A 24,588-nucleotide genomic window follows, 5' to 3' on the forward strand; every position below is an offset into this window, starting at 1 on the left:
AGCTTGCTCGCGAGGGGGTCGGGTCAGTCATTGGTGTGAAGTCTGACACCCCGCTTTCGCAGTCGCCGTAACCTCCGACTGTTCCTACAGGTTCGGCGGTGACCTGCTGATGCACGACATCGCCCCCCAATGCCTTTATCATGCCCGCCATGATCAAAGACCCCTTCGCAAGACTCGGCCTTGACCGGGAAGTCCTCACTGTCAGCCAACTCAACGGCCGCGCGCGCGTGTTGCTGGAAGATGTGTTCGCCAACATCTGGGTGGAGGGGGAAATCTCCAACCTGTCGCGCCCGGCGTCCGGCCATGTCTACTTCACCCTCAAGGACAGCGGCGCCCAGGTGCGTTGCGCACTGTTTCGCAGCAATGCGGCGCGGGTCCGTCAGGCGCTCAAGGATGGCCTGGCGGTCAAGGTGCGTGGCAAGGTCTCGCTGTTCGAAGGGCGCGGCGATTACCAGCTGATCCTCGACACTGTCGAACCCGCTGGCGACGGCGCGTTGCGGCTGGCCTTCGATGCACTGAAGGAAAAGCTCAGCGCTGAAGGGCTGTTCAGCGCCGAACGCAAGGTTGCGCTGCCGTTGCATCCACGGCGCATCGGCATCATCAGCTCGCCCACTGGCGCGGTGATTCGCGACATCATCAGCGTATTCCGCCGCCGTGCCCCTCAAGTCGAACTGACGCTGATCCCCACGGCGGTGCAGGGTCGCGAAGCGATCAATCAGATCGTCCGCGCCCTCAACCTGGCGGACAGCCGCGGCTTTGACGCGCTGATCCTGGCCCGTGGCGGTGGCTCGCTGGAAGATTTGTGGTGTTTCAACGAAGAGGCCGTGGCCCGGGCCATCGATGCCTGCGTAACGCCGATTGTCAGCGCCGTCGGTCACGAAACCGATGTATCGATCAGTGATTTTGTCGCCGACGTGCGCGCTCCCACGCCATCGGCTGCCGCCGAATTGCTGGCCCCTGATTCCAGTGACCTGCACCGCCGCGTCGACAGTCTGCAACGCCGCCTGATCAGTCGCATGCAGGATCGCCTGATGCGCGAACAGCTGCGCCTGGATGGCATCTCTCGCCGCTTGCGTCACCCCGGTGAGCGCCTGCGTCAGCGTGCGCAGCGCCTCGACGACCTGGACATGCGCCTGCGTCGGGCTTTCGAGCAGCAGATGCACAAGCGTCAAGTGCGCATGGGCCACCTGCAGAGTCGCTTGGCCGCGCAACACCCCGGGCGCACCCTGGCGTTTCTGCGTCAGCGTCTGGAGGTGCTGGCCGAACGCCTGCCGCGGGCAATAAAGGAAAACCTCAAGACCCGCCGCCTGCACCTGCAAGGCCAGGTTCAGACGCTCAACGTGGTCAGCCCGTTAGCGACCCTCGGCCGTGGCTACAGCATCTTGCTCGATGAACGTGGCAGGGCGATCCGCACGGCCGAACAGACCCACACCGGTCAGCGCCTTACGGCAAGACTGGCCGAGGGCGAACTGCAAGTGCGGGTCGAGGACAACCATCTCACCCCCGTGACCCTTTCTCTACTGGATTGACCGATGCTGCCTTTTATCTCGCGCTCACTGGCCGGTGCCGCTCTGGCCATGTGCCTGGCCCTGCCGGCGCATGCCGACAGCTACATCTCGCGTCTGCTCAACAAGCCTGTGCCGGGTGGTGTGGCAGTGGTCGACCTGGGCCCCGCAGCGCAAGCCCCGAAGGCGACATGGCAAGGCAAGCCGGTACTGGTGGTCAAGGATCAGGACGCACGCTGGCTGGCGATTGTCGGCATCCCGCTGAGCGTCAAACCCGGCAGTGCCCAACAAGTGGCCAGCGGCGGTCGTAGCCTGCCATTCAGCGTCGGCAGCAAGCAGTATCCCGAGCAGCGCATCACCCTCAAAAACCAGCGCCAGGTCAACCCGAATCCGGATGATCTGAAACGCATCGAGGGGGAACTGGACGTTCAGGTACGCGCCTACCGCAGCTTCAGCGCCGGCACGCCGAGCAACCTGATGCTGGACAAACCGGTGGACGGGCCGCTCTCCAGCAAGTTCGGCGTGCGGCGTTTCTTCAATGGCGAGGAGCGCAATCCCCACGCCGGCCTGGATTTCGCGGTACCGGCGGGCACTCCGATCAAGTCGCCGGCTGCGGGCAAGGTCATCCTGATCGGCAATTACTTCTTCAACGGCAACACGGTATTCGTCGATCATGGCCAGGGATTCATCAGCATGTTCTGCCACATGTCGAAGATCGAGGTGAAGGTCGGCGATAGCGTGCCCCGCGGCGGCGTGGTCGGACGCGTGGGTTCGACCGGACGCGCCACGGGCCCGCACATGCACTGGAACGTGAGCCTGAACGACGCGCGGGTCGATCCGGCGATTTTCATCAATGCGTTTCAGCCGTGATGTGAATCTGTAGGCGTGAGCTTGCTCGCGATGCGGTGATGCGGTGATGCGGTGATGCGGTGATGCGGTGACATTGGTACCGACTGACACAAAGCATCGCGAGCAAGCTCACTCCTACAGTTGAGCAGTTGCGCAGAAGTTGATCGAGTTGCGCAGACCGAAATAGCCTGGCAATAAAATCTCGTAACCCAGCGATAAAGCGCCGATAAATATCAATATTGAGCCTCTATCGAAAATTTCTCTCAATTTTTTGCAACTGCTTGCCAGCTTTCACCCCATTGGTTACGGTTGGACACATGAAAGCCTCTCAAAACCTCATCTTGCTGCGTCAACACCGCTGCCTCAGCCTCGTCAGTGCACGACTGCCTGGGTAAATCGCGGTGCCTCGACCCTGTCTCTCGATTTAATCGGCTGGCCGCCTCTTCTCGGCCCTGAATACAAAAAGGATTATCCACATGACCATGCTCAAAGATCCCTCGACCAAATACCGCGCGTTCCCTGTCATCGATCTGCCTGATCGCACCTGGCCTTCCAAGACCATTACCGAGGTGCCGATCTGGTGCAGTTCCGACCTGCGTGACGGTAACCAGTCGTTGATCGAGCCCATGGATGCGGTCAAGAAGCTGCGTTTCTGGAAAACCCTGGTGCAGGTCGGCGTGAAGGAAATCGAAGCCTCGTTTCCGGCCGCATCGCAGACCGACTTCGATTTCGTGCGCACGCTGATCGAAGACGGACACATCCCGGACGACACCACCATCCAGGTGCTGACCCAAGGCCGCGAAGACTTGATCGAGCGCACCTTCGAATCACTGCGCGGCGCCAAGAAGGCCATCGTTCACCTGTACAACGCGACCTCCCCCTCGTTCCGGCGCATCGTCTTCAACCAGGACAAGGAAGGCATCAAGGCCATCGCGGTCAACGCTGCCAAGCTGTTCGTCAAATACGCAGCCAAACAACCGCAAACCCAGTGGCAGTTCGAGTATTCGCCTGAGACCTTCAGCGCCACCGAGCTGGATTTCGCCAAGGAAGTCTGTGACGCGGTAATCGAAGTCTGGAATGCCACCCCGCAGAACAAAGTGATCCTCAACCTGCCAGCCACCGTTGAAGTGGCCACGCCGAACATTTACGCCGACCAGATAGAATGGTTCTGCCGCAACATCAGCCGTCGCGACAGCGTGATCATCAGCCTGCACACCCACAATGACCGTGGCACCGGTGTCGCCGCTACCGAACTGGGCCTGATGGCTGGCGCAGACCGTGTCGAAGGTTGCCTGTTCGGCAATGGCGAACGGACCGGTAACGTCGATCTGGTGACGGTTGCACTGAACATGTACACCCAGGGTCTGAACCCGCAACTGGACTTTTCCGACATCGACGGCGTGCGCAAGGTCGTTGAAGAGTGCAACCAGATTCCGGTCCACCCGCGTCATCCGTATGTTGGCGACCTGGTGCACACCGCGTTCTCCGGCTCGCACCAGGACGCCATCCGCAAGGGCTTCTCGCAGCAGAAAGAAGGCACCCTGTGGGAAGTGCCTTACCTGCCGATCGACCCGGCAGACATCGGCCGCAGCTACGAGGCGGTGATTCGCGTGAACAGCCAGTCCGGCAAAGGTGGCATCACCTATCTGCTGGAACAGGAGTACGGCATCTCCTTGCCGCGTCGCATGCAGATCGAGTTCAGCCAGGTGGTTCAGGGCGAAACCGACCGTCTGGGCCTGGAAATGACCGCGCAGCAGATCTACTCGCTGTTCAAACGCGAATACCTGCAGGCCAATAAACCTTATGCGCTGGTCAGCCATCGTCTGCAGGAAGAAAACGGTCACAGCGCGGTGGAGGTCGAAGTCACCGGCAAGGGCGACGGCGAAAGCAACCTGCACTGGAAAGGCCGAGGCAATGGTGCGCTGGAGGCATTGGTTGCCGGCCTGCCGGTCAAGGCGGAAATCATGGACTACAACGAGCACGCCATCGGTGCAGGCACCACGGCCAAGGCTGCGGCTTATATCGAACTGCGTGTGAACGGCGACCGTGCGGTGCATGGCGTGGGCATTGATGAAAACATCACCACTGCCAGCTTCAAGGCATTGTTCAGCGCGTTGAATCGCGCACTGCTGCAGGCCGAGGATGCCGCCAAGGCCGCCTGACCAAAGCCGGCGTGCCCGACCGCTACTGCGTAGTAGTCGAGCTTGCCGGCGGTAACGTCCGCAAGATCGCTACCGTCGGCAAACCGGACCGCCGCAGAGAACGCATAAAGGTTGCCGGTATCCACGCATCGGCGCTACAAAAAAGGCCCTGCAGCGAAAGCTTCAGGGCCTTTTCGTTGGCGCCGATCCAGTCAGGCAGTGGTGCTGACCGTACCTTTCATCAACTCCAGCAACGCCGCCTGTTGCGCGGTCAACTGTGCCATGGTTCCGGCGATCTGTTGCTGGATGGCCATGACCTGAGCCGCTTTTTCCTGATCCGACGCTTTGCTGTTCATCGCGACGGCCAGTTGTTGCTGCTGTTGCGTGAGGATCTTCTGCGTCTGTTTGATCTGTTCCTGCAGCTGCTTGATCATCTGCTCGCGAGGCGAAGCAGGTGCTTGTGTCTCCCCGACCTTGGCGCCAGGCTCTTGATACACGTTGCCGCGCAGGCTTACGTTGGCCGTGGTGGCGTCGCTCTTGGTGGACTCGTTGTTCTTCAATCCAGCCGTGAAAACGCTGGAGTAGGCACTCAACGAACTCGTATTGATTGTGGTCATGGTGAACTCCTGTTCTGTGCACTTTGTATCGGCCAGCTTACAAAGAACTGAAGGTCATTGTTTTACGCGCACGAAAACGCCCCACGACCGGGTCATGGAGCGCTTTCGGATCGGAGGATCAAGCGGTGGTATTGATGCTTCCGGACTTCTGCAACTGCACCAGTGCTGCTTCCTGGGTCGCCAGGCTTGCGGTGGTGGTGGATATCTGGCCTTGGATGGCCATTACGCGTTGCGACTTTTCTTCGTCCGAACCTTTGCTGGTCTGCGCGGCGGCCAGTTGCTGTTCCTGCTCTTGCAGACGCTTCTGGGTTTCCTTGATCTGCTCCTGAAGCTTCTCGATCGCCTGCTCGCTTTCGCTGGACGAATCAGTGGAGCCGCCCGCTGCGCCAGCGCCACCGGCACCCCCTGCGGCGCCTGTGGGCGAGGCGGAAGTCGATGCTGCGGCAGCGTCGGTCGAAGTGTCGCTGTCGGCCGCAGCAGCCGTGGTAGCCGAGGTGTCTTTCTTGACTGCGACGGTGAAGCTGCTGGAGTAAGAACTCAATGAGGACGCGTTGATGGTGGTCATACCGATCTCCTGTTTTGGTACAACGCTATCGACCGACCACCCCGCAAACTCCATGACTTTAGTGTATCTCGAATGTATCAGCGTCGAGATATGCCGGAAATTTCTGCCGGTAGGCCGCGAGGCTCTCGGCGGACAGACTGACATGGAACACGCCGTCGGCCTCGCCGATGTTCAGCAGGCTCTCGCCCTGAAAATCCAGCACCTGACTGTCGCCGGTGTACGCGAAGCCCTTGCCATCGGTGCCGATGCGATTGACGGCAGCCACGTAGCACAGGTTCTCGATGGCCCGCGCCGGCAACAGGCGGTTCCAGTGCTGGCGGCGGGCCCCGGGCCAGTTCGCCGTGTACAGCAGCAGATCTGTGTCCTGGGCGCCGCGACTCCAGACCGGGAAGCGCAAGTCGTAGCAAATCAACGGACGAATGCGCCAGCCCTTGAGCTCGAACTGCACCTGGCGCTCGCCGGGACTGTAATGCTCGTGCTCACCGGCCATACGAAACAGATGGCGCTTGTCGTAATGCAGCAGCTCGCCGTCCGGGCGCGCCCACAGCAGGCGATTACGGTGGCTGCCATCGGCGGCGCGGATGATCACGCTGCCGGTCACCACGGCGTCGATGCGCCTGGCCTGACTCAACAGCCATGTCGAGGTCATGCCGTTCTCAGGCTCGGCAAGGACCTCGGATTCCATGGAAAAACCGGTGGTGAACATCTCCGGCAGAATCACCAGATCGGCGCCACGGGCCTGTTCCAGCAATTCTTCAAAGTGGGCATGGTTGGCCAGGCAGTCGTGCCAGACCAGGGTTGTCTGGACCAATGCGATGTTCAGGCTGGGCAACTCACTCAGATCGCGCATAGTTTTTCCGCTGCCTGACGCAACGTCTCCTCACGCTTGGGAAAGCACAGGCGAATCAGGCGCTGGCCTTCGGGTGGGTTCTGGTAGAACACCGACGGTGGAATGCTGGCCACGCCGTGCTCGCGGGTCATCCACAGCGACATCTCGACGTCGTTCAGATCCGGGCGAATCTGTGAATAATCGACCAGCTGAAAGTAGGTGCCGGCAGCGCGGGTGAATGTGAAACGAGAAGACTCCAGGCGGTCGCAGAAGAAGTCGCGCTTGGCTTGATAGAACGCCGGCAATTGCTCGACATGCTGCGGACACTCGGCCATGAAATCGGCCAAGGCCCATTGCAACGGGGTCACACCACAGAAGCCGACGAACTGGTGAATCTTGCGCATCTCGGCGCTCAGCGCAGGCGGCGCCACCAGATAACCGGTCTTCCAGCCTGTCACGTGGTAGGTCTTGCCGAACGAGCTGACGACAAAAGCGCGCTGATACAGCTCCTCGTGGGCCAGGATGCTGGCGTGCTTGACCCCATCGAACACCAGATGCTCGTAGACCTCGTCGCTGACGATGTAGATGTCGCGATCACGGATCAATGCCGCCAGCTGGTCCAGCTCGCTGCGGGTGATCAATGCGCCGCTGGGGTTGTGCGGCGAGTTGATGATGATCATGCGCGTGCGTGGGCTCAGGGCCGCACCGAGCTTTTCCCAGTCGATGGAGAAGTCGCCATCCTTGAGTTGCACATGCACGCAGCGACCACCCGCCAGTTCCACCGAAGGCTCGTAGCTGTCATAGCTTGGGTCGAAGACGATGACCTCATCGCCGGCGCGAACCACGGTCTGGATCGCGCAGAAGATGGCGTGGGTGGCGCCGGGGGTGATAGTCACCTCGGTGTTCATGTCGACCTGACGCCCGTAAGAACGGGCGATCTTGGCCGCGACCTGTTCGCGCAACGCCGGCAGGCCGGTCATCGGTGCATATTGATTGTGGCCGTCCATGGTGTGACGGCAGAGGGCCTCACGCAGTGCGTCGGGCCCATCGAAATCAGGAAAACCCTGAGACAGATTGATCGCCCCGGTTTCAGCTGCAAGCTGGGACATCACGGTGAAGATGGTGGTGCCAACGTTCGGCAATTTGCTGGTGATCATAGGGTTTTCCTGCTCCACACCCGGCTCCAGAACGGCGCGGGGACCCGCAGGATAGCCCAGACGACGCCCACAAAAAAAGGCGCCATTGGCGCCTTTTCGAAGAAAGTCCGTTACACGATCAGCGCTTGTCGCGGCGCTTCTTGTCGGCTTTCTTGTGGTGCGACATCATCCGACGCTTCTTGTTGACCTGACGGTCGGTCAGCGTGTTCTTGTTGCCTTCGTACGGGTTCTCGCCGCCTTTGAATTCAATGCGGATCGGCGTACCGACCAGCTTGAGCACACGGCGATAAGTGTTTTCCAGATAGCGCACATACGACTTCGGCACTTTCTCGACCTGGTTGCCGTGAATCACGATCAGCGGCGGGTTCGCACCACCCAGGTGAGCGTAGCGCAGCTTGATGCGGCGACTGCCGACCATCGGTGGCGCGTGCTCGCCGACTGCGTCTTCGAGGATCTGGGTCAGACGGCTGGTCGGCCAACGGGTCACGGCAGACTTGAACGAGTTCTGTACCGACTGATACAGGTTACCCACGCCAGTGCCGTGCAGCGCCGAGATGAAGTGGATGTCGGCGAAATCGACGAAGAACAACCGGCGTTCAAGCTCGGTCTTCACGTAGTCGCGCTCGCTCGGCACCATGCCGTCCCACTTGTTCAGTGCGATGACCAGTGCCCGGCCTGCTTCCAGCGCAAAGCCCAGCAGATTGAGGTCGTGATCGACCACGCCTTCGCGGGCATCCATCACGAAGATCACCACGTTGGCGTCTTTGATCGCCTGCAGGGTTTTGACCACGGAGAATTTTTCGACTTCTTCGTGGATCTTGCCGCGCTTGCGCACACCGGCGGTGTCGATCAGCGTGTACTTCTCCTCGTTGCGCTCGAACGGGATGTAGATACTGTCGCGGGTGGTGCCGGGCTCATCGTAGACGATGACCCGGTCTTCCCCGAGCATGCGGTTGACCAGCGTCGACTTGCCGACGTTGGGACGACCGATGATCGCGATCTTGATGCCGTCTTTTTCGCTCGGGCCGGGAATGCGCTTGGCTTCCTCGCCTTCGGCAACGTCTTCCTGCTCGCCTTCTTCCAGCTCGTCGGCATCCTTGGGGAATTCGCGCAGGGCGATTTCCAGCATCTGCGTGATGCCGCGACCGTGGGCACCGGCGACCGGGATGGCGTCGCCCATGCCCAGTGGGGCGAACTCTGCGCGGGCCATGTCAGGGTCGATGTTATCGACCTTGTTGGCGACCACGTAGGAGGTCTTGTTGCGCTTGCGCAGGTGCTCGCCAATCATCTGGTCGGCAGCGGTGAAGCCGGCCTTGGCGTCCACCAGGAACAGCACGACATCGGCTTCTTCGATGGCCAGCAGCGACTGCTCGGCCATTTTTTCGTCCATGCCGTGCTCGTCACCGGAGATACCGCCGGTGTCGATCAGGATGTAGGTACGCCCTTGCCACTTGGCCTCACCGTATTGGCGATCACGGGTCAGACCGGACAAGTCGCCGACGATGGCGTCGCGAGTCCTGGTCAGGCGATTGAACAAGGTGGACTTGCCGACGTTCGGTCGACCCACCAGGGCGATTACGGGAACCATGCGGCTCTCCACTTCGTTATTTCAGAAAATACAAAAGCCGCTGCAAGGCAGCGGCCGGAGTTCGGAGCGGCACCCGAAGTGCCGCAGGCCCCGTCAATGCGGGGCCGCCCAAGGAAAGCCGTAACGCTAGCCTCCTCAAGCATAGACAGCCACTACTTGATCGTCAGGGCTTCCAGCTTGCCGCTGTTGCCGAAGACGTAAATGGTATTGCCCGACACCAGAGGGCGTGCGCGCAGGCCATCGCTGTCGATCTTTTCACGGCCGACGAAGTGACCGTCAACCTGGCTCAGCAGGTGCAGATAGCCCTCCATGTCACCGACCGCTACGTAGCTGGAGAACACCTCAGGTGAGCCCAACTGGCGACGGGCCAGCGAATCATTGCTCCACAACGCGGTGGAAGAGCGCTCATCGACGCCTTCCACGGTGCCGTTGGCCAGCGAAACATACACACTGCCAAAACCTTGCGCGACACCCGAGTAACTCGAGGCATCACGCTGCCACAGCACGCGGCCGCTCTGCAGTTCCAGACCCGCTACGCGGCCCTGATAGGTGGCAACGTACAGCGTGGTGCCGGACAGCAGCAGGCCGCCATCGATATCGACCACACGATCGAGTTCCGAGCGACCTTGCGGGATCGCAACCCGTTGCTCCCAGACCGGCACGCCGTTGCTGGTGTCCAGTGCCACGACCTTGCCGGTCGACAGCCCTGCAACAGCCAGCTGGTTGGTGACGATAGGAGCACCGGTGCCACGCAGAGTCAGCACCGCAGGGCTGCTCTCGTAAAGCCAGCGCTGGGTACCGGTTGCTGCATCGTAACCGATGACCTTGTCGTCCTGGGTCTGGGCAACCACCACGTCGCCGTTGGTGCCTGGCGCGGACAGCACTTCACTGGTGGCCTTGGCCTTCCACTTCTGCTCGCCAGTAGCCTGGTCGAGGACGATCACTTCGCCACGCAGGGTGCCGAGCATGACCATGCCGAAACCTACGCCGACGGCGCCGGAGACAGGCTGTTCAAGCTCTTTCTTCCAGACCACGTCGCCGTTGCCACGGTTGATCGCCATGACCAGACCGTTGGCGTCGGCAGCGTAGATGTTCTCGCCGTCGATGGCCGGAACCAGCATGTTGTAGATATCGCCCTGGCCGTCACCGACCGAGCGGCTCCACAGCTTCTGCAGAACCACTTCTTCTTTGAAGTCGGTCAGCTCGGCCGGGGGCAATTCCTTTTTGCTGTTGCTGCTGCAACCCGCGGCCAGAATGGCCAGAGCCAGCAATGCTGCATGTTTCCAACGAATCACGTCACGCATCCCCTTTGGCCAGATCGTCGAGCTTCATTTGCAGGCCACCGACAGCCGATTCCTCGGACAGCGCAGCCTTGGCTTTCTTGTATGCAGCGTAGGCATCATCGGTCCGACCCAGCTGGACCAGCAGATCGCCGCGCAGCTCTTCACGGCTGGCCGCGAATGCCTTGTCGACCTGGCCGTCAAGCAGCTTCAGCGCGTCTTCTGCCTTGTTCTGTGCCGCCAGCACGCGAGCCAGACGCTGACGGGCGATTTCGCCCAACGTCGGCGTGGCTGGCTTGTCATTGACGGTTTTCAGCTCGGTTGCCGCATCGTCCAGCTTGCCGGTATCGACCGCGACCTTGGCCACGAACAGGCTGCCGTACTGGGCGTATGCGGTACCGCCAAACTCGCTCTTGAGCTTGCCAGCGATTTCGGCCACACGACCGGCATCCGCCTGGCCGCTTGGGGCAAGAGCAGTTTCCAGCAATTGCTGGTACAGGGCCGAAGCACCTTGTGCCTGGTTGTTCTGATAGCGGTGCCAGGCCTGCCAGCCCAACACCACGATCACCGCGAGCAGACCGCCGGTGACCAGAGGCTTGCCGTTACGCTGCCACCAGTCCTTTACCGCAGCCAGCTGTTCATCATCGGTACTCGACACCCCAATACTCCTATCTAATTCGGCTGTTTATCAGCTTCAACCCTGCACGATGCAGGCGGCCAGGTGCTCGGACAGAGCATCCCAGGCAATATTTTGTTGTTCGCCCTGGCCGCGCAGAGGCTTGACGCCCACTTCCTTGCGAGCCAGCTCTTCGTCACCGAGGATCAGTGCATACAGCGCGCCGCTCTTGTCGGCTTTCTTGAACTGGCTCTTGAAGCTGCCAGCCCCGGCATTGACCTGCAGGCGCAGCATCGGTGCCTGGTCGCGCAGACGCTCGGACAGAGCCAGTGCGGCCAGTTCGGCAGCTTCACCGAAGGCACAGACGTAGACGTCGACGGTGCGCGAGATTTCTTCCGGGATCTTTTCAAGGGTTTCGAGCAACAACACCAGACGCTCGATGCCCATGGCAAAGCCCACACCCGTCGTCGGCTTGCCGCCCATCTGCTCGACCAGACCGTCGTAACGGCCCCCGGCACAGACAGTACCCTGGGCGCCGAGCTGATCGGTGACCCACTCGAAAACGGTCTTGCTGTAGTAATCCAGACCGCGGACCAGTTTCGGGTTGATCACGTACGGAATCCCGACAGCATCCAGCCGCGCCTTCAGGCCTTCGAAGTGCAGCCGCGACTCTTCGTCCAGGTAATCGGCCAGCTTGGGTGCGTCGACCAGCACTGCCTGGGTTTCAGGGTTCTTGGTATCGAGCACGCGCAACGGGTTGGTCTTCAGACGGCGCTGGCTGTCCTCGTCCAGTTGCTCGCGGCGCGCCGAGAGATACTCGACCAGCGCTTCGCGATAACGGCCGCGGGCTTCACTGGTGCCCAGGCTGTTGAGTTCGAGTTTGACTGCACTGCGAATGCCGAGCATTTCCCACAGGCGCCAGGTCAGTACGATCAGCTCGGCGTCGATATCCGGACCATCGAGGTTGAACACCTCGAGACCGATCTGGTGAAACTGGCGATAACGGCCTTTCTGCGGGCGCTCGTGACGGAACATCGGCCCGATGTACCAGAGCTTCTGAACCTGACCGCCACCGGTGATGCCGTGCTCAAGCACCGCACGCACGCACGCCGCCGTGCCTTCAGGGCGCAGGGTAAGCGAGTCGCCGTTGCGGTCGGCGAAGGTGTACATCTCTTTTTCGACGATGTCGGTGACTTCGCCGATGGAGCGCTTGAACAGGTCGGTGAACTCAACGATCGGCATGCGGATCTGGCGATAGCCGTAGTTATCCAGCAAACGCGATACGGTGCCTTCGAAATAGCGCCACAGCGGCGTCTGGTCCGGCAGGATGTCGTTCATGCCACGAATGGCTTGCAGAGACTTACTCACAAAAATTCCTTGGAAACTGGGTTAGCCGCGAACGATCAACGCTGCGTCGGCCTGGACCTTCTCGGCCGCTTTCTGGCGGATCAAGCGTTCCAGCTCGTCCACAAGATTGTCATTGGTCAGCTTTTGCGCCGGCTTGCCATCGATGTAGATCAGGTTCGGGGTGCCGCCGGTGAGGCCGATATGCGCCTCCTTGGCTTCACCAGGACCGTTGACCACACAACCGATCACCGCGACGTCCAGCGGGACCAGCAGATCTTCAAGGCGCCCTTCCAGCTCGTTCATGGTCTTGACCACATCGAAGTTCTGCCGCGAGCAGCTCGGGCAGGCGATGAAGTTGATACCACGGGAACGCAGGTGCAGCGACTTGAGGATGTCGTAACCGACTTTCACTTCTTCGACAGGATCGGCGGCCAGCGAGATACGGATGGTATCGCCGATTCCTTCGGCCAGCAGCATACCTAGGCCGACGGCCGATTTCACTGTGCCTGATCGCAATCCACCGGCTTCGGTGATGCCCAGGTGCAGCGGCTGGACGATTTCCTTCGCCAACAGACGGTAGGCCTCGACCGCCATGAACACGTCGGAGGCCTTCACGCTGACCTTGAAGTCCTGGAAATTCAGGCGTTCGAGGTGCTCGACATGACGCAGCGCCGACTCGACCAGCGCTGCCGGGGTCGGTTCGCCGTATTTCTTCTGCAGGTCTTTTTCCAGGGAGCCGGCATTGACGCCGATCCGGATCGGGATGCCACGATCGCGCGCCGCATCGACCACGGCACGCACACGGTCTTCACGGCCGATGTTGCCCGGGTTGATGCGCAGGCAATCGACGCCCAGCTCAGCCACGCGCAGGGCGATCTTGTAGTCGAAATGGATATCGGCGACCAGCGGCACCTTGACCAGTTGCTTGATCCGCCCGAACGCCTCGGCGGCATCCATGTCCGGGACGGAAATACGAACGATGTCCACGCCTGCGGCTTCCAGACGGTTGATCTGGGCGACAGTCGCGGCCACATCGTTGGTGTCGCTGTTGGTCATGCTCTGTACCGCGATCGGTGCATCACCACCGACCGGCACGGAGCCGACCCAGATCTTGCGGGATTCGCGACGTTTGATCGGAGATTCGCCGTGCATGACTTATTGCCCCAGCTTCATGCGAGCCGTCTGGCCCGAAGTGAAAGGTGTGACGTCCACCGGCTGACCGTTGTAGCTGACCTGCGCGGCATGGGCCACACCCAGGCGCACTGCCAGGGGCGGCTTGCCGCTGACGTCGATGCTATCGCCCGCGCGCTTGAGCCCGCTGGTCAGTACCTTGCCGTTGCTGTCTGTGACCTGGAACCAGCAATCGGCGGTGAACTGCATCTGTACCCGACCAAAACCGGCCGGAGTCGGCGCAGCTTCAGTGGCAACCGGCGTCTGAGCGGGTGCCGGCGCAGGGACTGCCGCCGTGGCTGGCGCGGCTGGAACAGCTGTGCCGTGCGCAGGTGCAACCGGGGTCGCGGGCGTGCCGTGGGCAGGCGAGCTGGCCGAAGCAGCGCTGGACGGAGCAGGCGCTGCGGGGGTGGCAGGCGTTGTCGGAGCAGCAGTCGAAGGTTCGGCGTTGTTCAGCGGCAATGGCGCGCTCGTGGCGCTCTGTGCCTCGGCAACGGCCTGATCTTCCGGCTCGTCCAGAGGATGGATCTGAGTGGTGCCATCGGCGCTTTCGACCTCCACGTGCTCCATGCCCAGGTTGGTCGGTTCCTTGCCACGCAGGGTCGCCTGATCCTGCCACCAGACAAAACCACCGCCGATCAACGCCACCAGCAGCAGCAAACTGACAATGCGCAGGATGTTATGAGACAGACGCACCGGCTCTTCGATGCGGCCAAGGGCGTGCACGTTGCTGCCCTTGCCGTCGGTGCCGGTGTACTGATCGAACTGGCTGACCAGTGCTGCCTGGTCCAGGTCCATCAGTTTCGCGTAGGCACGGATATAGCCCCGGGCAAAGGTATGCCCCGGAAGCTTGTCAAAATCGCCCGATTCCACATAGCCCAGGGAAGTCGCGGTCAGGTTCAACCGCAAAGCCACATCTGGCAGCGACCAGTCTTTACTCTCGCGAGCCTGACGCAAGGTGACACCAGGATTCATGCGAGTGGCTGCTACAACTTCGGGATGCGCCGCTTTCATCATTGCTCCGACAGGTATTGCTGATATTCCGGCGTACCGGGATAGAGTCTTTTTAGTTGCAGGCCATAACTGGCTGCCTTGTTGCGATCGTCATAGATTTTCGCCAGGCGCGTGCCCAGCAACAGACTACGTGCATTCTGCTCGCTAAGCTGGCTGAAACGGTCGTAATAGTCACGCGCCGGCACATAATGCCTGTCTTCGTAAGACAACTCAGCCATTTCCAGCAAAGCACGCGGCTGTTGACGGTCCAGCCTCAAGGCTTTGTTGAACTGTTCACGGGCGGCATCGCGATCACCCAGCATCAGCGAGGTCATGCCCAAGTTCTCGAAGACCCTGGCGCGCTCGGAATAGAGGTTATCATCGGCGGCCTGTTCGAAGCGCTCGTAAGCTTCCTTGTAGCGCTTCTGCTCGTAAAGAAAACCACCGTAATTATTGAGGATCCGAGCATCGTTGGGGCGGGCCGACAGCGCCTTGGCGTAATACTGCGTCGCCAGTTCAGGCTCAAGCTCGGCCTGAAACACCAGGGCCAGCGCAGCGTTGGCATCGGCATCGGAGCTGTCCAGCTCCAGTGCTTTCTTCAACGGTGCCTTGGCACGTTCCATCTGCCCCTGCTGCAGATAACCCAGGCCCAATTGCACATAAGCCTGACGAGCTTCATCACGTCCCTTGCCGGTACTCAGCGGATCGACGTTGCCAGTGGAAACACAACCCACCAGCAGCGTGGCAAAACACAGCAGCAGCGCAGCGCGCAGGGACATAGAGATCCTCTCAGTCAAATTCGCAGTCAGGTGCGGCCCGCAACCACCTGAGCCCCTTCGGTCTCGGCGTTGAGCTCGCGTACAGCGATGTAACGTTCGCTGCGACGAGTGCGATCCATGACCTGTCCGACCAACTGGCCACAGGCAGCATCGATGTCCTCACCGCGCGTGGTACGCACGGTGACGTTGAAGCCCGCCTGGTGCAGCAGATCCTGGAAGCGACGGATCGCGTTGTTGCTCGGACGCTCATAACCGGAGTGCGGGAACGGGTTGAACGGAATCAGGTTGATCTTGCAAGGGGTATCCTTGAGCAGCTCGATCATCTCGATCGCATGCTCAGGCTTGTCGTTGATGTCCTTGAGCAGCGTGTACTCGATGGTCAGCACGCGCTTTTCGCCCAGCGCCGACATGTAGCGGCGGCACGACTCGAGCAACATCTTGAGCGGGTACTTCTTGTTGATCGGTACCAGCTGGTTGCGCAGCGCATCGTTGGGTGCGTGCAGCGAAAGCGCCAGCGAGACGTCGATATGCTTGGCCAGCTCATCGATCATCGGCACCACGCCGGAGGTGGACAACGTCACCCGGCGCTTGGAAATGCCATAGCCCAGGTCATCCATCATCAGATGCATGGCCGACACGACATTGTCGAAGTTCAGCAATGGCTCGCCCATCCCCATCATCACCACGTTGGTGATGGCACGGTCGATGGTGGCCGGGACACTGCCGAAGGATTTGTTGGCAATCCAGACCTGGCCGATGACTTCGGCGGCGGTCAGGTTGCTGTTGAAGCCTTGCTTGCCGGTAGAGCAGAAACTGCAATCCAGCGCGCAGCCCGCCTGGGACGAGACACACAGTGTGCCGCGCTTGCCCTGCGGAATGTAGACGGTCTCGACGCAGCTGCCGGACGCCACACGCACGACCCATTTACGGGTACCGTCGGTGGAGATGTCCTCGCTGACGACTTCAGGACCACGAATTTCGGCACGGCTGGCGAGTTTCTCGCGCAGGACCTTGCCGACGTTCGTCATGGCCTCGAAATTATCGACGCCAAAGTGGTGAATCCACTTCATGACCTGACCGGCACGGAAGCGTTTCTCCCCGATGGACTCGAAGAATTTTTCCATTTCCGGCTGGGTCAGACCCAACAGGTTGATTTTGCCAGTTGTCTCAGTCATGGATTCACCCTCACTCGCAGCAGCAGCTTAGCGAGCGGTTACCTCGGTAGCAGCGAAGAAGTAAGCGATTTCGCGAGCAGCAGCAGCTTCGGAGTCCGAGCCGTGAACAGCGTTGGCGTCGATGGAATCAGCGAAGTCAGCACGGATAGTGCCGGCAGCGGCTTCTTTAGGGTTGGTAGCGCCCATCAGCTCGCGGTTCAGAGCGATAGCGTTTTCGCCTTCCAGGACCTGAACGACAACCGGACCTGAAATCATGAAGGCTACCAGGTCACCGAAGAAACCACGGGCGCTGTGCTCAGCGTAGAAACCTTCTGCTTCGGCCTTGGACAGTTGCTTCAGTTTCGAAGCCACAACACGCAGACCGGCTTTTTCGAAGCGGGTGGTGATTTCGCCGATTACGTTTTTAGCAACGGCGTCAGGCTTGATGATCGAGAAAGTACGTTGAACAGCCATGGTGTAACTCCAGAAACAGTGATTATTGCGAAAAATTAAACCCGCGAATTATACGCGGGTTCTGGTGTATTGCCTAACGTGCAAAGATGATCAGTCTATTTCATCGGCCCAAAGGGTCTGGACCGCCTCAAGCACCTTCTCGCCGACCCGGCCGGAGGTGTCGTCGAAATCCGGCAGCGCCTGGATCATCTGTTGCAGTTTGACGAAGCCCACCGAATACGGATCGATGCCCGGATGGCTCTCGGCCAGTTCTTCAGCGATGCGTTGTACATCATTCCAACCGTAGCTCATGACAATCCCTCGGTCAGTGCGGCGCTTCGGCGGCATGGTTAAGCGAATATTTCGGGATCTCGACGGTCAGGTCTTCAGTCCCGACCTTGGCCTGACAGGCCAGACGCGATTGCGCTTCCAGGCCCCAGGCACGATCAAGAAAGTCCTCTTCCAGCTCGTCGGCCTCTTCCAGCGAGTTGAAACCCTCGCGGATGATGCAATGGCAAGTGGTGCAGGCGCAGACACCGCCGCAGGCGCTCTCGATTTCGATGTGATTGTCGTGCGCCACTTCAAGAATCGACTTGCCGACCTCGGCCTCGACAACCATACCGTCCGGGCAATGCTCGGCGTGTGGCAGAAAAATGACCTGCGGCATCAGTTATTCCTCAATCTCATTCAGGTTGCGCCCCGACAACGCGGCTTTCACCGTCGAGTCCAGGCGGCGGGCGGCGAACGCGTCGGTCACCTGCGACAGACGCTTGGTCTGCTGCTCGATGGCCCCACCGTCGGTGCCCTTCATCAATTCACGGAGTTCATCAACCTGCATGTCGATGACCATGCGCTCCTCGGCATCGAGCAAACGCTCGCCATCAGCCTGCAGCGCACCTTCAACGGCTTCGATCAGGCGCTGGGCGTCGACCTGCTGCTCGCGCAACACCCGAGCGACCTTGTCGTCGCCTGCATACTGGAACGAATCCTTGAGCATGCGAGTGATCTCGCCATCGGTCAGGCCATAGGAAGGCTTGACCTGGATGCTCGATTCCACGCCGCAAGCCAGCTCGCGAGCAGAAACGCTCAGCAGCCCGTCGGCATCCACCTGGAACGTGACACGAATCTTTGCCGCACCGGCAACCATGGCCGGGATACCCCGCAAGTCGAAACGCGCCAGTGAGCGGCAGTCGCTGATCAACTCACGCTCGCCTTGCAGCACGTGAATCATCATCGCCGACTGGCCATCCTTGTAGGTCGTGAACTCCTGCGCGCGCGCCACCGGGATCGTGGTGTTGCGCGGGATCAGCTTCTCCATCAGCCCGCCCATGGTCTCAAGACCGAGCGACAGCGGGATCACGTCCAGCAGCAACAACTCACCGCCATCACGCTTGTTGCCCGCCAGCGTGTCGGCCTGGATCGCCGCGCCGATCGCGACCACCTGATCCGGGTCGATCTCGGTCAATGGCTGGCGACCGAACAATTGAGCGACAGCTTCACGCACTCGTGGCACACGAGTGGAGCCGCCGACCATGACCACCGCTTCGACTTCGTCCAGCTCGATGCCGCAATCACGTACCGCACGGCGGCACGCCTTGAGGCTGCGTGCAATCATTGTCTCGATCAGGGAATCAAAGGCAGCGCGGGTCAGCACGCCGGTCCAGGCACCGTGTACCACATCGACCGAATCGGTATCGGTGAGCGCTTCCTTGGCCGCGCAAGCCGTCTGCATCAGACTGCGCTGGGCAGATGGATCGAGATCGTCGGACAAACCGGCTTCAGTGATAATCCAGCTGGCGATCGCATGGTCGAAATCGTCGCCGCCCAGGGCGCTGTCGCCGCCGGTGGCCATGACTTCAAAGACGCCGCCGGTCAACCGCAGAATCGAGATATCGAACGTACCGCCGCCCAGGTCATAGATCGCAACGACACCCTCGGCGTTCTGGTCCAGACCATAAGCAACGGCAGCGGCAGTCGGCTCATTGAGCAGACGCAGCACGGTCAGCCCTGCCAGCTTGGCAGCATCCTTGGTGGCCTGGCGCTGGGCGTCGTCGAAATAGGCCGGCACGGTAATCACCGCACCCACCAGCTCGCCACCCAATGTCGCTTCGGCGCGCTGACGCAGCACCTTGAGAATGTCGGCGGAGACCTCGACCGGGCTTTTCGGGCCCTGAACGGTCTCGATGAACGGCATGTGCGACTCGCCGCCGATGAAGCGGTAAGGCAGCTGCTCACCCAGATGCTTCACGTCGGAGATGCCCCGCCCCATCAGGCGCTTGACCGAGATGACGGTGTTCAGGGGATCGGTGGCGGCAGCGTCTTTGGCCGACTGGCCCACTTCCACGCGGTCGGCATGGTAGCGAACCGCGGACGGCAGGATGACCTGCCCGCTCTCGTCGGCCAGCGGTTCACTGATACCGCTGCGCAGCGCAGCAACCAGCGAGTTGGTGGTGCCGAGGTCGATCCCGACGGCCAGACGACGCTGATGGGGTTTTGGACTTTGGCCGGGTTCGGCGATCTGCAGTAGAGCCATTGCTTTTCTGATATCACTGGCGCGCCGCCCAAGGGCGGCGCGGGGTTAATCGTCGAGGCGCTCTTCGAGCTGGCGCACTTCGTAGGAGAGCTTGTCGAGGAACTGCATGCGGCGCATCAGCCTTTCGGCCTGCTCACGCTGTGCAGCATCGTCCCAACAGGCCGCGAAGCTTTCGTTCAGTTGTTCCTGGGCCACCTTCAGCCGGCGCTTGAATACCGCCACACCGTCCAGATCCGCCTCATCCTGCAAGTCCTCGAGCTCTTCGCGCCATTGCATCTGCTGCATCAGAAAATCGGGGTCCTGCACGGTGACTTCAAGGGGAACTTCACCCTTGAGCGCCAACAGGTAACGCGCCCGTTTAGGCGCGTTCTTCAACGTCTGGTAGGCATCGTTCAGGCTCGCCGAGCGCTCCAACGCAACGCGCTGCTCACGCTCGGGAGCGTCAGCGAAGCGGTCGGGGTGCACGCTACGGGCAAGCTCGCGATAACGCGTCGCCAGCACATCGAGGTCCAGGCGAAAACCCGGCTGCAGATCGAATAAAGCGAAATGACAAGGAGTACCCACGGTCAGCCTCAAACGTTGAAGCTTTCGCCGCAGCCACATTCACCGCGCGAGTTGGGGTTGTTGAACTTAAAGCCTTCGTTCAACCCTTCCTTGACGAAATCAAGCTCGGTGCCGTCCAGGTAGACCAGGCTCTTGGGATCGATGATCACCTTGACGCCGTGGTACTCGAACACCGTGTCTTCGCTTTCCGGCGCGTCAACGAACTCGAGTACGTACGCAAGGCCAGAACAACCTGTGGTGCGAACACCCAGACGAATGCCATCACCCTTGCCGCGCCCTTCAAGGGAACGACGCACATGGTTGGCGGCAGCTTCGGTCATGCTGATAGTCATCGGGACTCCTTAACCTCACAACAAGTTACTGACAAGCGAGACGCGCTCGAATCAGAGCAGGCCTTTTTTCTGCTTGTAGTCGCGAACGGCCGCCTTGATGGCGTCTTCAGCGAGTACCGAGCAGTGGATTTTCACCGGCGGCAGCGCCAGTTCTTCAGCCAGCTGAGTGTTCTTGATGGTCTCTGCTTCGTCCAGAGTCTTGCCCTTCATCCACTCGGTCGCAAGCGAACTGGAAGCGATCGCCGAACCGCAGCCGTAAGTCTTGAACTTGGCATCTTCGATGATGCCCTGCTCGTTGACCTTGATCTGCAGGCGCATGACGTCGCCACACGCTGGAGCGCCGACCATGCCGGTGCCGACATCCGGATCTTCCGCGTTCATCTTGCCGACGTTGCGCGGGTTCTCGTAGTGGTCAATGACCTTTTCGCTGTAAGCCATGATATCTGTCCTTTCATCATCAGGTGAGTCGCTCTTGCGACACTTCAAAAACTACCGCATCAGGTTTTCAAAGCGCCGCTCATGTGGCGACTTTAAATTAGTGCGCCGCCCACTCGATCTTGGAGATGTCGACACCGTCTTTGAACATGTCCCACAGCGGCGACAAAGCGCGCAGCTTGGTGACGGCCTCGCAGACTTTCTGCGCGGCGTAATCGATTTCTTCTTCGGTGGTGAAACGGCCGAAGGTGAAACGGATCGAGCTGTGTGCCAGCTCGTCGTTGCGACCCAGGGCGCGCAGCACGTAGGAAGGCTCCAGGGATGCCGAGGTGCAGGCCGAACCGGAGGAAACCGCCAGGTCCTTGAGCGCCATGATCAGCGACTCGCCTTCGACATAGTTGAAGCTCAGGTTCAGGTTGTGCGGTACACGGGCGCTCATGCTGCCGTTGATGTACAGCTCTTCCAGATGCTCGACCTGCTTGTAGAAGCGGTCGTTCAACGCCTGGATACGCACGTTTTCAGCGGCCATGTCTTCTTTGGCAACACGGAACGCTTCGCCCATGCCGACGATCTGGTGAGTGGCCAGGGTGCCCGAACGCATGCCGCGCTCGTGACCGCCGCCGTGCATCGTGGCTTCAATGCGCACGCGTGGCTTGCGGCTGACGTACAGCGCGCCGATACCCTTTGGACCGTAGGTCTTGTGGGCCGAGAAAGACATCATGTCGACTTTCAGTTTCGACAGATCGATGTCGACCTTGCCGGTGGACTGAGCCGCATCGACATGGAACAGCACGCCGCGCGAACGGGTCAGTTCACCGATCGCAGCGATGTCGTTGACGGTGCCGATTTCGTTGTTCACGTGCATGATCGAAACCAGGATGGTGTCGTCACGCAGAACAGCTTCGATCATGGCTGGAGTGATCAGGCCATCAGTCGTCGGCTCAAGGTAGGTGACTTCGAAACCTTCACGCTCCAGTTGGCGCATGGTGTCGAGGACAGCCTTGTGCTCGATCTTGCTGGTGATCAGATGCTTGCCTTTGGAGGCATAGAAGTGCGCAGCGCCTTTGATTGCCAGGTTGTCCGACTCGGTCGCACCGGAAGTCCAGACGATTTCACGCGGATCGGCGTTGACCAGATCGGCGACCTGACGACGGGCATTCTCAACCGACTCTTCAGCTTTCCAGCCGAAAACGTGGGAACGCGAAGCCGGGTTGCCGAAGTTTCCGTCAACCAGCAGGCAATCGCTCATTTTCTGCGCAACACGCGGATCGACCGGGGTCGTCGCGGAATAATCGAGGTAAATCGGCAATCTCATTGAATATCTCCTATCGGGCAGGCGCGCCGCGCGTTCATCTGCGTTCACTCAACGGCGGATGTTTCAATCTTGTCCAGAAGCTGGGCCTTGTTGTTGCAACGACGCAGATCCTGACGTTGGGCGACTTCCTGCACTTCACGGCGAGTGACGAGGTCGGCCAGGCTGATACCGCTTAGAAATTCGTGGATCTGCTGGCTGAGGTCGCACCACAAGTGGTGGGTCAGACAGGTATCGCCGGCATGGCAATCACCCAGGCCCTGGCAACGTGTCGCATCGACCGACTCGTTGACCGCATCGATGACCTGCGCCACCTGGATCCCCTGCATGTTGCGAGACAGCTGGTAACCGCCGCCAGGCCCACGCACGCTGGACACCAGATTGCTGCGGCGCAGCTTGGCGAACAGTTGCTCGAGGTAGGAAAGGGAAATCCCCTGCCGCTCGGAAATATCGGCCAGAGACACTGGCCCATGCTGCGCGTGCAATGCCAGATCCAGCATGGCAGTGACGGCGTATCGGCCTTTTGTAGTCAGTCGCATGACGTGTACCGCGCAGGTTCGGAATGAGAGCGAGTATGCTATTCCCGAGTATTTAAGTCAACTATAAGACCTAGTAAAACAGTCGGGATTACTCGCAAAACAGCGGCCGTATCATAGCAAAACCGGGCCCCAAATGGCACGCCCGCGTTTTATCCCAGGCGCCGCCGGTTTTTTCAGTCCTGGACCGCCGGGGTCTCGCTGCGCTCCTTGATGCAGTCGAAAACTTCCTTATGCAGCTGCGGAAGCTCCTTTTCCCGGTACTCGCAGCCAAGGCTCTTGAGCGCCTTGCCCATGTCTTCCATGCGCACATCGACTGCCTGCAAGTGATCGAGCAACTGCCCGATCGCCCTGGCGACCGGGTCGGGCATGTCTTCGCCGACGCCGTAGGCATCGAAGCCAATCTTCTCGGCCATGGCCTTGCGCTTGGCTTCGGTGGCGTCCGCCTCGTCGCTGGACTTGACGATGATTCGCCCCGGAATCCCCACGACAGTCGCGCCTGCCGGAACCGGCTTGGTCACTACCGCATTGGAGCCGACCTTGGCCCCGGCGCCGACAGTGAACGGACCGAGCACCTTGGCGCCCGCCCCCACTACCACACCGGCCTCCAGGGTCGGATGGCGCTTGCCTTTATTCCAACTGGTGCCGCCCAGGGTCACGCCCTGATAAAGCGTCACGTCATCGCCGATCTCGGCGGTCTCGCCAATGACGATGCCCATGCCGTGATCGATGAAAAAACGTCTGCCGACCTTGGCGCCGGGATGGATTTCAATACCGGTCAACCAGCGGCCAAAGTTGGACACCATGCGCGCCGGCCATTTCAGTTCCTTGCGCCACAACCAGCCAGAGAGCCGGTGCAGCCAGATCGCATGCATGCCGGGGTAGCAGGTCAGCACTTCGAACGCGTTGCGCGCTGCCGGGTCACGATGAAATACGCTTTGAATGTCTTCTCGCAGACGCTCGAACATCACTGATCCTTCCGCTTGTAGGGCTCGCCGTTGGCCGCTTTCTGGGTCTCGGTGAGGATGCCACGCAAAATGCTCATTTCAGATCGGTTAACCGCCGAACGCCCGTAAAGCCGGCGCAGCCGCGCCATCAGATGACGAGGCTTTTCCGGGTCGAGGAAGCCGATGTTGACCAACGTGGCTTGCAGATGCTCATAGAATTTTTCCATCTCATCCATGGTCGCAAGCTCGGTACTGCGCACCGAATTGACTTCGAACTTCTCGACCTTGCTCGCCTGCCCCTCTGCGGCAAGCCACGACATGCGGGTTTCATAGCTCAGGACCTGAACGGCGGCGGCAAGATTCAGCGAGCTGAACTCCGGATCCGACGGGATATGCACGTGGTAATGACAGCGCTGCAACTCTTCGTTGGTCAGGCCGGCGTATTCACGACCGAACACCAAGGCGATTTCCTCGCCGAGCGCCGCGTGTTCCACGGTCTTGACCCCGGCCTCTCGAGGATCGAGCAGCGGCCAGGGAATGCGCCGATCCCGCGCGCTGGTGCCCAACACCAGGTTGCAACCCACCAGCGCATCTTCCAGGGTCGCCACCACCTGGGCGTTTTCCAGAATGTCGCCGGCGCCCGAAGCACGGGCATCGGCTTCGTGATGCGGAAACATGGCCGGGTCGACCAGCACCAGACGCGAAAGCCCCATGTTTTTCATGGCACGAGCGGCGCCACCGATATTTCCCGGATGGCTGGTGCCGACCAAAACAACACGAATTTTTTGCAGCACTGGTGAAGTCTCGCAAGCTGGGTAAAAGGGGGGCGAATGTTACAGAAGCACCGGGCTCAAGGCTATGAACCCTTGCGCCACAGGATCTACAT

Annotated in this window: 26 protein-coding genes; 3 read left to right on the forward strand and 23 right to left on the reverse strand. The window is 60.5% G+C overall.

The features are described 5' to 3' along the window. The first annotated feature begins 149 nt into the window (after window positions 1–149). The 3 genes from xseA to leuA all read left to right on the forward strand — a co-directional run bounded on the left by xseA (window position 150) and on the right by leuA (window position 4,516). Window positions 150–1,529, forward strand: a complete 1,380-nt coding sequence (gene xseA / locus ACI2KS_RS02725) for an exodeoxyribonuclease VII large subunit (RefSeq protein ID WP_404617254.1) — start codon at window positions 150–152, stop codon at window positions 1,527–1,529. A gap of 3 nt (window positions 1,530–1,532) precedes the next feature. Next, window positions 1,533–2,375 (forward strand): peptidoglycan DD-metalloendopeptidase family protein, encoded by an 843-nt coding sequence (locus ACI2KS_RS02730; RefSeq protein WP_404616930.1) that lies wholly within the window; start codon window positions 1,533–1,535, stop codon window positions 2,373–2,375. 455 nt (window positions 2,376–2,830) lie between these two features. Continuing rightward, window positions 2,831–4,516, forward strand: coding sequence for a 2-isopropylmalate synthase (gene leuA, locus ACI2KS_RS02735; protein ID WP_404616932.1), 1,686 nt, complete (start codon window positions 2,831–2,833; stop codon window positions 4,514–4,516). Between the two features lie 191 nt (window positions 4,517–4,707). Here leuA and ACI2KS_RS02740 read toward each other — a convergent pair whose 3' ends face one another. The 23 genes from ACI2KS_RS02740 to trmJ all read right to left on the reverse strand — a co-directional run bounded on the left by ACI2KS_RS02740 (window position 4,708) and on the right by trmJ (window position 24,496). After that, complete coding sequence (locus ACI2KS_RS02740; protein WP_404616934.1) at window positions 4,708–5,112, reverse strand: hypothetical protein; 405 nt, start codon at window positions 5,110–5,112, stop codon at window positions 4,708–4,710. Window positions 5,113–5,230: 118 nt separating this feature from the next. Further along, the gene (locus ACI2KS_RS02745; protein ID WP_404616936.1) at window positions 5,231–5,677 is read right to left on the reverse strand and encodes a hypothetical protein; all 447 of its coding nucleotides are present in this window, start codon (window positions 5,675–5,677) and stop codon (window positions 5,231–5,233) included. Window positions 5,678–5,735: 58 nt separating this feature from the next. Next, window positions 5,736–6,527 (reverse strand): amidohydrolase, encoded by a 792-nt coding sequence (locus ACI2KS_RS02750; RefSeq protein ID WP_404616938.1) that lies wholly within the window; start codon window positions 6,525–6,527, stop codon window positions 5,736–5,738. Continuing rightward, entirely contained in the window at window positions 6,515–7,663 is a 1,149-nt protein-coding gene (locus ACI2KS_RS02755) for a pyridoxal phosphate-dependent aminotransferase (RefSeq protein WP_404616940.1), read from the reverse strand. The genes ACI2KS_RS02750 and ACI2KS_RS02755 overlap by 13 nt, the downstream gene beginning before the upstream one ends. Window positions 7,664–7,781: 118 nt before the next feature. Next, complete coding sequence (gene der / locus ACI2KS_RS02760) at window positions 7,782–9,251, reverse strand: ribosome biogenesis GTPase Der (protein ID WP_404616942.1); 1,470 nt, start codon at window positions 9,249–9,251, stop codon at window positions 7,782–7,784. A gap of 152 nt (window positions 9,252–9,403) precedes the next feature. Then, a complete protein-coding gene (gene bamB / locus ACI2KS_RS02765) occupies window positions 9,404–10,555 on the reverse strand; it encodes an outer membrane protein assembly factor BamB (protein WP_404616944.1) in 1,152 nt (383 codons plus the stop codon). Further along, window positions 10,548–11,189 (reverse strand): YfgM family protein, encoded by a 642-nt coding sequence (locus tag ACI2KS_RS02770; RefSeq protein ID WP_404616946.1) that lies wholly within the window; start codon window positions 11,187–11,189, stop codon window positions 10,548–10,550. The genes bamB and ACI2KS_RS02770 overlap by 8 nt, the downstream gene beginning before the upstream one ends. Window positions 11,190–11,225: 36 nt before the next feature. Next, entirely contained in the window at window positions 11,226–12,515 is a 1,290-nt protein-coding gene (hisS, locus tag ACI2KS_RS02775) for a histidine--tRNA ligase (RefSeq protein ID WP_404616947.1), read from the reverse strand. Window positions 12,516–12,536: 21 nt separating this feature from the next. Beyond that, window positions 12,537–13,646 (reverse strand): flavodoxin-dependent (E)-4-hydroxy-3-methylbut-2-enyl-diphosphate synthase, encoded by a 1,110-nt coding sequence (gene ispG, locus ACI2KS_RS02780; RefSeq protein WP_404616950.1) that lies wholly within the window; start codon window positions 13,644–13,646, stop codon window positions 12,537–12,539. Window positions 13,647–13,649: 3 nt separating this feature from the next. Next, the gene (locus ACI2KS_RS02785) at window positions 13,650–14,678 is read right to left on the reverse strand and encodes a RodZ domain-containing protein (RefSeq protein ID WP_404616952.1); all 1,029 of its coding nucleotides are present in this window, start codon (window positions 14,676–14,678) and stop codon (window positions 13,650–13,652) included. Further along, the gene (gene pilW / locus ACI2KS_RS02790; RefSeq protein WP_404616954.1) at window positions 14,678–15,436 is read right to left on the reverse strand and encodes a type IV pilus biogenesis/stability protein PilW; all 759 of its coding nucleotides are present in this window, start codon (window positions 15,434–15,436) and stop codon (window positions 14,678–14,680) included. The genes ACI2KS_RS02785 and pilW overlap by 1 nt, the downstream gene beginning before the upstream one ends. 26 nt (window positions 15,437–15,462) lie before the next feature. Further along, complete coding sequence (gene rlmN, locus ACI2KS_RS02795; protein WP_404616956.1) at window positions 15,463–16,611, reverse strand: 23S rRNA (adenine(2503)-C(2))-methyltransferase RlmN; 1,149 nt, start codon at window positions 16,609–16,611, stop codon at window positions 15,463–15,465. A gap of 27 nt (window positions 16,612–16,638) precedes the next feature. Further along, window positions 16,639–17,064: a nucleoside-diphosphate kinase gene (ndk, locus tag ACI2KS_RS02800; protein WP_074752836.1), complete on the reverse strand. Its 426-nt coding sequence runs from the start codon at window positions 17,062–17,064 to the stop codon at window positions 16,639–16,641. A gap of 90 nt (window positions 17,065–17,154) precedes the next feature. After that, window positions 17,155–17,355 (reverse strand): Fe-S cluster assembly protein IscX, encoded by a 201-nt coding sequence (gene iscX / locus ACI2KS_RS02805; RefSeq protein WP_404616958.1) that lies wholly within the window; start codon window positions 17,353–17,355, stop codon window positions 17,155–17,157. Between the two features lie 13 nt (window positions 17,356–17,368). Continuing rightward, window positions 17,369–17,710 (reverse strand): ISC system 2Fe-2S type ferredoxin, encoded by a 342-nt coding sequence (fdx, locus tag ACI2KS_RS02810; protein ID WP_404616960.1) that lies wholly within the window; start codon window positions 17,708–17,710, stop codon window positions 17,369–17,371. A 3-nt stretch (window positions 17,711–17,713) separates the two neighbouring features. Then, entirely contained in the window at window positions 17,714–19,576 is a 1,863-nt protein-coding gene (gene hscA, locus ACI2KS_RS02815; protein WP_404616962.1) for a Fe-S protein assembly chaperone HscA, read from the reverse strand. Between the two features lie 45 nt (window positions 19,577–19,621). Then, on the reverse strand, window positions 19,622–20,140 hold the full coding sequence (gene hscB, locus ACI2KS_RS02820; protein ID WP_404616964.1) for a co-chaperone HscB: 519 nt from the start codon (window positions 20,138–20,140) through the stop codon (window positions 19,622–19,624). An 8-nt stretch (window positions 20,141–20,148) separates the two neighbouring features. After that, window positions 20,149–20,472, reverse strand: a complete 324-nt coding sequence (gene iscA / locus ACI2KS_RS02825) for an iron-sulfur cluster assembly protein IscA (protein ID WP_404616966.1) — start codon at window positions 20,470–20,472, stop codon at window positions 20,149–20,151. Window positions 20,473–20,523: 51 nt separating this feature from the next. After that, window positions 20,524–20,910 carry a Fe-S cluster assembly scaffold IscU gene (gene iscU, locus ACI2KS_RS02830; protein WP_062383507.1) on the reverse strand — a complete coding sequence of 129 codons (387 nt, stop codon included), beginning with the start codon at window positions 20,908–20,910 and terminating at the stop codon, window positions 20,524–20,526. 97 nt (window positions 20,911–21,007) lie between these two features. Continuing rightward, window positions 21,008–22,222, reverse strand: coding sequence for an IscS subfamily cysteine desulfurase (locus ACI2KS_RS02835; RefSeq protein WP_404616968.1), 1,215 nt, complete (start codon window positions 22,220–22,222; stop codon window positions 21,008–21,010). A gap of 44 nt (window positions 22,223–22,266) precedes the next feature. Continuing rightward, entirely contained in the window at window positions 22,267–22,758 is a 492-nt protein-coding gene (iscR, locus tag ACI2KS_RS02840; protein ID WP_404616970.1) for a Fe-S cluster assembly transcriptional regulator IscR, read from the reverse strand. Between the two features lie 173 nt (window positions 22,759–22,931). After that, window positions 22,932–23,723: a serine O-acetyltransferase gene (cysE, locus tag ACI2KS_RS02845; RefSeq protein WP_404616972.1), complete on the reverse strand. Its 792-nt coding sequence runs from the start codon at window positions 23,721–23,723 to the stop codon at window positions 22,932–22,934. Then, window positions 23,723–24,496, reverse strand: a complete 774-nt coding sequence (gene trmJ, locus ACI2KS_RS02850) for a tRNA (cytosine(32)/uridine(32)-2'-O)-methyltransferase TrmJ (protein ID WP_404616974.1) — start codon at window positions 24,494–24,496, stop codon at window positions 23,723–23,725. Before trmJ ends, cysE begins: the two co-directional genes overlap by 1 nt. Window positions 24,497–24,588 lie beyond the last annotated feature (92 nt).

This window comes from Pseudomonas sp. NPDC087358, from assembly GCF_044900785.1.
Taxonomy (GTDB): Bacteria; Pseudomonadota; Gammaproteobacteria; order Pseudomonadales; family Pseudomonadaceae; genus Aquipseudomonas.

Bases quoted from the DNA above. Each gene is read 5' to 3' on its own strand.
- xseA (WP_404617254.1), top strand. From the start codon at position 150: ATGATCAAAGACCCCTTCGCAAGACTCGGCCTTGACCGGGAAGTCCTC.
- ACI2KS_RS02730 (WP_404616930.1), top strand. From the start codon at position 1,533: ATGCTGCCTTTTATCTCGCGCTCACTGGCCGGTGCCGCTCTGGCCATG.
- leuA (WP_404616932.1), top strand. From the start codon at position 2,831: ATGACCATGCTCAAAGATCCCTCGACCAAATACCGCGCGTTCCCTGTC.
- ACI2KS_RS02740 (WP_404616934.1), bottom strand. From the start codon at position 5,112: ATGACCACAATCAATACGAGTTCGTTGAGTGCCTACTCCAGCGTTTTC.
- ACI2KS_RS02745 (WP_404616936.1), bottom strand. From the start codon at position 5,677: ATGACCACCATCAACGCGTCCTCATTGAGTTCTTACTCCAGCAGCTTC.
- ACI2KS_RS02750 (WP_404616938.1), bottom strand. From the start codon at position 6,527: ATGCGCGATCTGAGTGAGTTGCCCAGCCTGAACATCGCATTGGTCCAG.
- ACI2KS_RS02755 (WP_404616940.1), bottom strand. From the start codon at position 7,663: ATGATCACCAGCAAATTGCCGAACGTTGGCACCACCATCTTCACCGTG.
- der (WP_404616942.1), bottom strand. From the start codon at position 9,251: ATGGTTCCCGTAATCGCCCTGGTGGGTCGACCGAACGTCGGCAAGTCC.
- bamB (WP_404616944.1), bottom strand. From the start codon at position 10,555: ATGCGTGACGTGATTCGTTGGAAACATGCAGCATTGCTGGCTCTGGCC.
- ispG (WP_404616950.1), bottom strand. From the start codon at position 13,646: ATGCACGGCGAATCTCCGATCAAACGTCGCGAATCCCGCAAGATCTGG.
- ACI2KS_RS02785 (WP_404616952.1), bottom strand. From the start codon at position 14,678: ATGAAAGCGGCGCATCCCGAAGTTGTAGCAGCCACTCGCATGAATCCT.
- pilW (WP_404616954.1), bottom strand. From the start codon at position 15,436: ATGTCCCTGCGCGCTGCGCTGCTGCTGTGTTTTGCCACGCTGCTGGTG.
- rlmN (WP_404616956.1), bottom strand. From the start codon at position 16,611: ATGACTGAGACAACTGGCAAAATCAACCTGTTGGGTCTGACCCAGCCG.
- ndk (WP_074752836.1), bottom strand. From the start codon at position 17,064: ATGGCTGTTCAACGTACTTTCTCGATCATCAAGCCTGACGCCGTTGCT.
- iscX (WP_404616958.1), bottom strand. From the start codon at position 17,355: ATGAGCTACGGTTGGAATGATGTACAACGCATCGCTGAAGAACTGGCC.
- fdx (WP_404616960.1), bottom strand. From the start codon at position 17,710: ATGCCGCAGGTCATTTTTCTGCCACACGCCGAGCATTGCCCGGACGGT.
- hscA (WP_404616962.1), bottom strand. From the start codon at position 19,576: ATGGCTCTACTGCAGATCGCCGAACCCGGCCAAAGTCCAAAACCCCAT.
- iscA (WP_404616966.1), bottom strand. From the start codon at position 20,472: ATGACTATCAGCATGACCGAAGCTGCCGCCAACCATGTGCGTCGTTCC.
- iscU (WP_062383507.1), bottom strand. From the start codon at position 20,910: ATGGCTTACAGCGAAAAGGTCATTGACCACTACGAGAACCCGCGCAAC.
- ACI2KS_RS02835 (WP_404616968.1), bottom strand. From the start codon at position 22,222: ATGAGATTGCCGATTTACCTCGATTATTCCGCGACGACCCCGGTCGAT.
- iscR (WP_404616970.1), bottom strand. From the start codon at position 22,758: ATGCGACTGACTACAAAAGGCCGATACGCCGTCACTGCCATGCTGGAT.
- cysE (WP_404616972.1), bottom strand. From the start codon at position 23,723: ATGTTCGAGCGTCTGCGAGAAGACATTCAAAGCGTATTTCATCGTGAC.